Annotated in this window: 6 protein-coding genes; 2 read left to right on the top strand and 4 right to left on the bottom strand. The window is 74.3% G+C overall.

What is annotated here, in order from left to right; translation table 11 throughout:
• Together FHL80_RS19445 and FHL80_RS19440 are read left to right on the top strand one after the other, a co-directional pair.
• Positions 1-1325, top strand: a 1325-nt coding sequence (locus tag FHL80_RS19445) for a xylulokinase (protein ID WP_138735009.1), incomplete at its 5' end; no start/stop codon positions are given.
• 17 nt (positions 1326-1342) lie between these two features.
• Positions 1343-2233, top strand: coding sequence for a sugar phosphate isomerase/epimerase family protein (locus FHL80_RS19440; protein ID WP_138735008.1), 891 nt, complete (start codon positions 1343-1345; stop codon positions 2231-2233).
• Here the strand turns inward: FHL80_RS19440 and FHL80_RS19435 are convergent.
• Genes FHL80_RS19435 through FHL80_RS19420 form a run of 4 tightly spaced genes read right to left on the bottom strand, consistent with a single transcriptional unit; the run spans position 2220 to position 7280 of the window.
• The gene (locus tag FHL80_RS19435; RefSeq protein ID WP_138735007.1) at positions 2220-3668 is read right to left on the bottom strand and encodes a rhamnulokinase; all 1449 of its coding nucleotides are present in this window, start codon (positions 3666-3668) and stop codon (positions 2220-2222) included. The genes FHL80_RS19440 and FHL80_RS19435 overlap by 14 nt on opposite strands.
• Positions 3665-5752 carry a bifunctional aldolase/short-chain dehydrogenase gene (locus tag FHL80_RS19430; protein ID WP_216870886.1) on the bottom strand — a complete coding sequence of 696 codons (2088 nt, stop codon included), beginning with the start codon at positions 5750-5752 and terminating at the stop codon, positions 3665-3667. The genes FHL80_RS19435 and FHL80_RS19430 overlap by 4 nt, the downstream gene beginning before the upstream one ends.
• A complete protein-coding gene (rhaI, locus tag FHL80_RS19425) occupies positions 5752-6921 on the bottom strand; it encodes an L-rhamnose isomerase (protein WP_138735006.1) in 1170 nt (389 codons plus the stop codon). The genes FHL80_RS19430 and rhaI overlap by 1 nt, the downstream gene beginning before the upstream one ends.
• Positions 6918-7280, bottom strand: a complete 363-nt coding sequence (locus FHL80_RS19420; protein WP_138735005.1) for an L-rhamnose mutarotase — start codon at positions 7278-7280, stop codon at positions 6918-6920. Before FHL80_RS19420 ends, rhaI begins: the two co-directional genes overlap by 4 nt.
• Between the last annotated feature and the right edge of the window lie 149 nt (positions 7281-7429).

Genomic DNA, 7429 nt, shown 5'->3' with positions numbered 1-7429 from the left:
CCCCCCGGCCCGGGGAGCTGGAGCAGCGGCCCGCCCACGTCGCCGTGGTCCGCACCGCCGTCCGGCAGCTGGCCGCTGAGCTCGGCGCCCGCGCCGCCGCGGTGCGGGCGCTGTCGGTGACCGCCACCTCGGGCAGCGTGCTCGCCGCCGATGCCGCGGGGACGCCCACCGGCCCGGTCCTGCTCTACGCCGACCAGCGGGGCGCCGCGCAGGCCGCCCGGATCAGCGCGGTCACCGGGCAGCGGGTCGCTGCCGCCGGCACCCTGGCCCGGCTCGCCTGGCTGGCGGAGCAGCGGCCCGCCGCCGACCTCCGGCTGCTGCACGTCCCGGACGTCGTCGTCGCGGACCTGACCGGGCGGCTGGTCACCGACACCTCGCACGCCCTCAAGACCGGCATCGCGCCCGCGTCCGCCCGCTGGCCCGCGGAGCTGCTCGCCGCGGCCGGGGTCCCGGCCGGCGCGCTGCCGCCGCTCGTGCACCCCGGCACGGTCGTCGGGACGCTGCGCGCCGACGCCGCCGCCGACCTCGGCCTGCCGCCGCAGGTCCAGGTGGTCGCCGGCATGACCGACGGCTGCACCGCGCAGGTCGCCGCCGGCGCCGTCGCCGCCGGGCAGAGCACCGGCGTGCTGGGCACCACCCTGGTGCTCAAGGGGGTCGCCGCCACCGAGGTCACCGGGTTCGACGGTGCCGTCTACTCCCACCTCGGGCCCGACGGGCTCTGGTGGCCCGGCGGTGCCTCCAACTGCGGCGCCGGCATCCTCGACAGGCCTGCTGACCTCGGCACGGCCGACCTCACCACAGCCGACGCGGCGGCCGCCGGGCACGGCCCGTCGCCGCTGACGGCCTACCCGCTGGCCGGCACGGGGGAGCGGTTCCCGTTCGCCCGGCCCGACGCCACCCGATTCCTGCTCGGCGGCACCGGCGGGGTGAGCCCGGTCGACCGGCACCGGGCGTGGCTGGACGGCGTCGCCTACGTCGAGCGGCTCGGGCTGGAGCGGCTGGCCGCGCTGGGGGTGGCCTCGGCCGACCACCGGGTGGTCGGCGGCGGCACCCGGTCCCGGGTGTGGACCACCATCCGGGCCAGCGTGCTCGGCCGCCCGGTCACCCGCCCGGCGCAGCCCGCCAGCGCCTTCGGTGCCGCGCTGCTGGCCGCCGCCGCCTGGACCGGCAGCACGCTCGCCGCGACGACCGGCCGGGCGGTCCGCCCGGCCGAGGTCGTCGACCCCGATCCCGCGCAGGTCGACGCCCTCGAGGAGGGCTACCAGCGGCTGCTGGCCGAGCTGTGCCGACGGGGCTGGCTGGACGACCGTCCCGCCACCCACTGAGAGAAGAGGAGTTGTCCATGGCTGTCACCCACGGCGTCCACGCCCTGGTCTGGACCGGAGGCTGGTCCCGGGACGAGGCCGAGCGGGCCATCACGTCCAGTGCCGAGGCCGGCTACGACCTGATCGAGATCGCCCCGATCGACCCGACCGGGTTCGACGGCGACATGACCGCGCGGCTGCTGCAGCAGCACGGGCTGCAGGTGAGCGCCTCGCTGGGGCTCAGCGCCGACACCGACGTCTCCAGCGAGGACCCCGAGATCGTGGCGCGCGGGCGGGAACGGCTCGGCACCGCCCTGCGCGTGCTGCGCGACAGCGGCGGCACGACCCTGTGCGGCGTCCTGTACTCCAAGCTCGGCAAGTACGACGCCCCCGCCACCGAGCGCGGGCGGGCCAACTCCCAGGAGACGATCGCCTGGCTGGCGGACGAGGCCGCCGCCTCGGGCATCACCCTGGCGCTGGAGTTCTGCAACCGCTACGAGACCAACGTCATCAACACCACGCAGGAGACGCTGGACTTCATCGCGGCGGTGGACCGGCCCAACGTCATGGCCCACCTGGACACCTACCACATGAACATCGAGGAGCACTCCTTCACCGAGGCGGTCCGCGCCGCCGCGGCGGCCGGGCGGCTCGGGTACGTGCACGTCGGGGAGTCCCACCGCGGCGCGCTGGGCACCGGGTCCATCCCCTGGACGGAGTTCTTCACCGCGCTGGACGAGGTGGACTACTCCGGGATCGTCACCTTCGAGTCGTTCTCCTCGGAGGTCGTGCACCGCACGCTCTCCAACGACCTGGCGATCTGGCGCAACCTGTGGACCGACAACCAGGCCCTGGCCCGGGACGCGCTGGCGTTCACCAAGGCCGGGCTGGCCGAGGCGGCGTCCCGGCGGGGGGTCACCTCGGGCTGACCACACCGCCCGGGACGTAGCGCACCAGGTCGCTGGTGGCCGTCACCAGCGCGCGCAGGTCCTCCAGCGCGCCGGTGACGGCGCCCGCGGCCCGGGCCTGGACCAGCACGTTGCCCAGCGCGGTCGCCTCCACCGGGCCGGCCAGGACCGGCCGGCCGCAGGCGTCCGCGGTGAGCTGGCAGAGCAGCGCGTTCTGCGCCCCGCCGCCCACCACGTGCACCACGTCGACGTCCCGCCCGGACAGCCGGACGGCGTCCTCCACCACCCGGGCGAAGGCCGTGGCCAGGCTGTCGAGCACGCAGCGGACGACGGCGGGCCGGCTGACCGGCACCGGCTGACCGGCCGCCTCGCAGGCCTGCTGCACGCGGGTCACCATCGGCCCCGGCGGCAGGAACGCCGGGGAGTCGACGTCGACCACGGCGCCACCGTCGGGCAGCTCCGCGGCCGCGCCGAGCAGCGCGGTCAGGTCGGCGCTGTCCAGGCCCCAGTCGGCCAGGCAGCCCTGCAGCACCCACAGGCCCATGACGTTGTGCAGGTAGCGGATCCGGTCGTCGACGCCCCGCTCGTTGGTGAACCCCGCGGCCAGGCTCTCCGCGCCGAGCACCGGGGACTCCAGCTCGACCCCGACCAGCGCCCAGGTGCCGCAGGCGACGTAGGCGAAGCGCTCGTCGGTGGCCGGCACGCCCACCACAGCCGACGCGGTGTCGTGGCTGCCCACGGCGACCAGCCGGGCGTCGTCCAGCCCGGTGGACGACGCGACGTCCGGCCGGAGCCCGTCGAGCACCGCCCCTGGGTCGTGCACCGGCGGCAGCAGGCCGGCGTCGATCCCGGCCAGCGCGACCAGGTCCGCGGCCCACCGGCCGGTGTGCACGTCGGCCAGCCCGGTGGTGGAGACGTTGGTGGCCTCCGCGCCGAGGTGCCCGGACAGCCAGTACCCGACCAGGTCCGGCACCAGCAGCATGGTGCGGGCCGCGGCCAGCAGCGGCCCGTCCTGCTCGGCGACGAGCTGGTAGAGCGTGGTGAACGGCAGGTGCTGCAGCCCGTTGCGCCGGTAGAGCTCGACGGCGGGCAGCTGCTGGTGGACCCGCTCCGCCACGCCGTCGGTGCGCGCGTCCCGGTAGGAGCGCGGCGCGCCCAGCAGCGTCCCGTCCCCGGCCAGCAGGCCGTAGTCGACCGCCCAGGTGGCCACCCCGACGCTGGCGACCGGTTCACCCGCCTCGCGGGCCAGGTCGCTCACCCGGCGCAGTCCGGCCAGCGACTCCCGCCACAGCCCGAGCACGTCCCAGTGCAGGGCCGCGCCCCGCTCCCCGGGCACCTCGACGGCGCCGTTGCGGAAGCGGGCCGCCTCGGTGAGCTGGAGGCGGCCCGGACCGACCGCCCCCAGCATCACCCGGCCGCTGGACGCCCCGAAGTCGACCGCGGCGTGCAGGCTCACCGCAGGAAGGCCGCTGCCACGCCGGAGTCGACCGGCACGTGCAGGCCCGTCGTCCGGGTGAGCTCCCCGCCGGTGAGGGCGAAGACCGCGTCGGCGACGTGCTCGGGCAGCACCTCCCGCTTGAGCAGGGTGCGCTGGGCGTAGAACTTGCCCAGCTCCTCCTCCGGGACGCCGTAGGTCTTGGCCCGCTGGGCACCCCAGCCGCCGGCGAAGATCCCCGAACCGCGGACGACGCCGTCGGGGTTGATCCCGTTCACCCGGATCCCGTACTCGCCCAGCTCGGCGGCGAGCAGCCGGACCTGGTGCGCCTGGTCGGCCTTGGTCGCGGAGTAGGCGATGTTGCTGGGGCCGGCGAAGACGCTGTTCTTCGAGGAGATGTACACCAGGTCCCCGCCCATGCCCTGGGCGATGAGCACCCGGGCGGTGGCCTGGGAGACCAGGAACGACCCCTTGGCCATCACGTCGTGCAGCAGGTCCCACTGCTGCTCGGTGGTGTCCAGCAGCGTCGCGGAGATCGACAGGCCGGCGTTGTTGACGACCAGGTCCAGCCCTCCGAAGGCCAGCACCGCGGCGTCGACGGCCGCGGCCACGGCGGCGGCGTCGGACACGTCGGCGGCGACGCCGATCGCCACGTCGGCGTTGCCGATCTCGGCGGCGGCCGCGCTCGCCTTCTCGGCGTCGAGGTCGGCGACCACGACGCAGGCGCCCTCGGCGGCCAGCCGCTGGGCGATCGCCTTGCCGATGCCCGACGCGGCGCCGGTGACCAGCGCGATCCGGGTGGCCAGCGGCTTGGGCTCAGGCATCCGGGCGAGCTTGGCCTCCTCCAGCGCCCAGTACTCGATCCGGAACTTCTCCGCCTCGTCGATCGGGGCGTAGGTGCTGATCGCCTCCGCGCCGCGCATCACGTTGATGGCGTTGACGTAGAACTCGCCGGCCACCCGGGCGGTCTGCTTGTCCTTGCCGTAGCTGAACATCCCGACGCCGGGGACCAGGACGACGAGCGGGTCGGCCCCGCGCATCGCCGGGGAGTCCGGCGCGGCGTGCCGCTGGTAGTAGGCCGCGTACTCCTCGCGGTAGGTCTCGTGCAGGGCCGGCAACCGGTCCAGGACCTCCTGCACGCTCGCGGTGGCCGGCAGGTCGACGACCAGCGGGCGGACCTTGGTGCGCAGGAAGTGGTCCGGGCACGAGGTGCCCAGCGCGGTCAGCCGGGGGTGCTCGGCGCGGGCCAGGAAGTCCAGCACCACGTCGGAGTCGGTGAAGTGGCCGACCTGCGGCCGGTCGGTGCTGGCCAGCCCGCGCAGGACGGGCGCCAGCGCGGCGGCCTTGGCACGCCGCTCGCCCTCGGGGAGCGGCGCGTAGCCCTCGAGCTGCTCGCCGAAGGGGTGCCGGCCGAGCTGGCTGGTCCGCTTGGCGATGAAGTCCTCGGCGGTGCGGATGATCTCCAGCGACCGGTCCTGGCACTCCTGGCTGGTGGCGCCCCACGCGGTGATGCCGTGGCCGCCGAGGATGCAGCCGATCGCCTGCGGGTTCGCCGCGGCGATCGCCCGGATGTCCAGCCCGAGCTGGAAGCCCGGACGGCGCCAGGGCACCCACACCACGCGGTCGCCGAACACCTCGGAGGTGAGGGCCTCGCCGTCGGCGGCGGTGGCCAGCGCGATCCCGGAGTCGGGGTGCAGGTGGTCGACGTGGGCGACGTCGACGAGCGCGTGCATGGTCGTGTCGATCGAGGGCGCGGCCCCGCCCCGGCCGTGCAGGCAGTAGTCGAACGCGGCGACCATCTCGTCCTCGCGGTCCACGCCGGGGTAGACGTCGACCAGCGCCCGCACGCGGTCCAGCCGCAGCACGGCCAGCCCGGCCGGGGTCAGGGTGCCCAGGTCGCCGCCGGAGCCCTTGACCCAGAGCAGCTCCACCTCACCGCCGGTGGCCGGGTCCGTGCCGGTGCCCTTGGCCGAGGTGTTGCCGCCGGCGTAGTTGGTGTTGCGCGGGTCGGCGCCCAGCGCGTGGGAACGCTCGATCAGCTGCTGCACGGTGGTGGCGCTGTCGTCCATGGTCGTCTCCTCGGAGGGGGCGGTCGGGTTCGTCATCAGGCACCCCAGCCGGCCTGCTGGCCACCGACGCGGTCGGCGGCGATGCGGTCGGCGTGGCCGGAGGCGGCGTAGGCGGCGTAGGGGTCGGCCGGCAGCCCCTGGGACTCGCGCAGCTCGGCCAGCAGCGGGCGGACGTCGGTGTTGTAGGCGTCCATCAGCGCGCCGTTCGCGCCGAGCACGTCCCCGGTGCGCTGGGCGGTGCGCAGCGCGTCGCGGTCGACCAGCAGCGCCTTGGCGGTGGCCTCCTGCACGTTCATCACCGAGCGGATCTGGCCGGGGATCTTCGGCTCGATGTTGTGGCACTGGTCGAGCATGAAGTTGACGCCGGAGTCCGGGCGCAGCGCGTCGGCGCGGACGATCTCGTTCATGATCCGGAACAGCTGGAACGGGTCGGCGGCGCCGACGATGAGGTCGTCGTCCCCGTAGAAGCGGGAGTTGAAGTCGAAGGCGCCGAGCCGGCCGATGCGCAGCAGCTGGGCGACGATGAACTCGATGTTGGTGTTCGGCGCGTGGTGGCCGGTGTCCAGCACCACCTTCGCCTGCTCGCCGAGGGCCAGGCAGTGCAGCAGCGACGTGCCCCAGTCCGGGATGTCCATCGTGTAGAAGTACGGCTCGTAGAACTTGTACTCGAGGACGAGCCGGTGCTCGGGGTCGAGCTCGGCGTAGATCTGCTGCAGCGACTCGGCGAGCCGCTCCTGGCGGTCGGTGATGTCGTCCTGGCCCGGGTAGTTGGTCCCGTCCGGCAGCCAGATCTTCAGGTCGGTCGAGCCGGTGGCCCGCATGACGTCGATGCACTGCACGTGGTGGGCCACGGCCTTCGCCCGCACGGCCGGGTCGGCGTTGGTCAGCGAGCCCAGCTTGTACTCGTCGGCCTGGAACAGGTTCGAGTTGATCGCGCCGATGGAGACGCCCTCGTCGGCGGCGTGCTGGGCGAGCTTGCCGAAGTCGTCCACCAGGTCCCAGGGGATGTGCAGCGACACCCGGGGTGCGACGCCGGTGAACCGGTGCACCTGGGCGGCGTCGCTGATCTTCTCGAACGGGGTGCGCGGGACGCCGGGTGAGCTGAAGACCTTGAACCGGGTGCCGGCGTTGCCGAACGCCCACGAGGGCAGCTCGATGGTCTGGGTGGCGAGGGCGGCGAGCGCCTGCGCGCGGAGGTCGGTCACGGGGGATCTCCGATCGGTGGGGTGGGCTGGACCGCGGCCGCCCGGAGCTGGGCGTCGAGGTCGAAGACGAGGTCGAGCGAGGACTTGCCCCTGCCGTCCCCGGTCTGGAAGAAGGGGGCCATCTCGGCCTCCCAGCGGGCGCTCACGTCAGCGGCGTCCACGGCCGCCTGCGCCGCGGCCAGGTCGTCGGTCACCAGGGTGCCGACCAGCAGGCCGTCATCGCGCAGGAAGAGCTGGTAGTCGTGCCACCCGGCGTCGCGCAGGGCGTGCAGCATGTCCGGCCACACCGCGGCGTGGCGCTCGCGGTACTCGGCGAGCCGGTCGGGGCGCACCTGGAGGGTGAAGCAGACGCGGGGCACGGGTTCCTCTCGGACGGCTCTGTGCAGCGCATGAAACGTTTCAGCATCTCTGTAGCGCAGACCATAGGTAACCTGCTAGGAAGGTGTCAACCGTCCCGCCGACATCAGCTCCGCTCCTTCGGCCGAGTGTTGAGACGTTTCAACCACGC

Origin of the sequence: Modestobacter excelsi (genome assembly GCF_005930495.1) — a bacterium.
Classification (GTDB): Bacteria; Actinomycetota; Actinomycetes; order Mycobacteriales; family Geodermatophilaceae; genus Modestobacter; species Modestobacter excelsi.
This window is presented reverse-complemented; position numbering and strand designations above follow the sequence as displayed.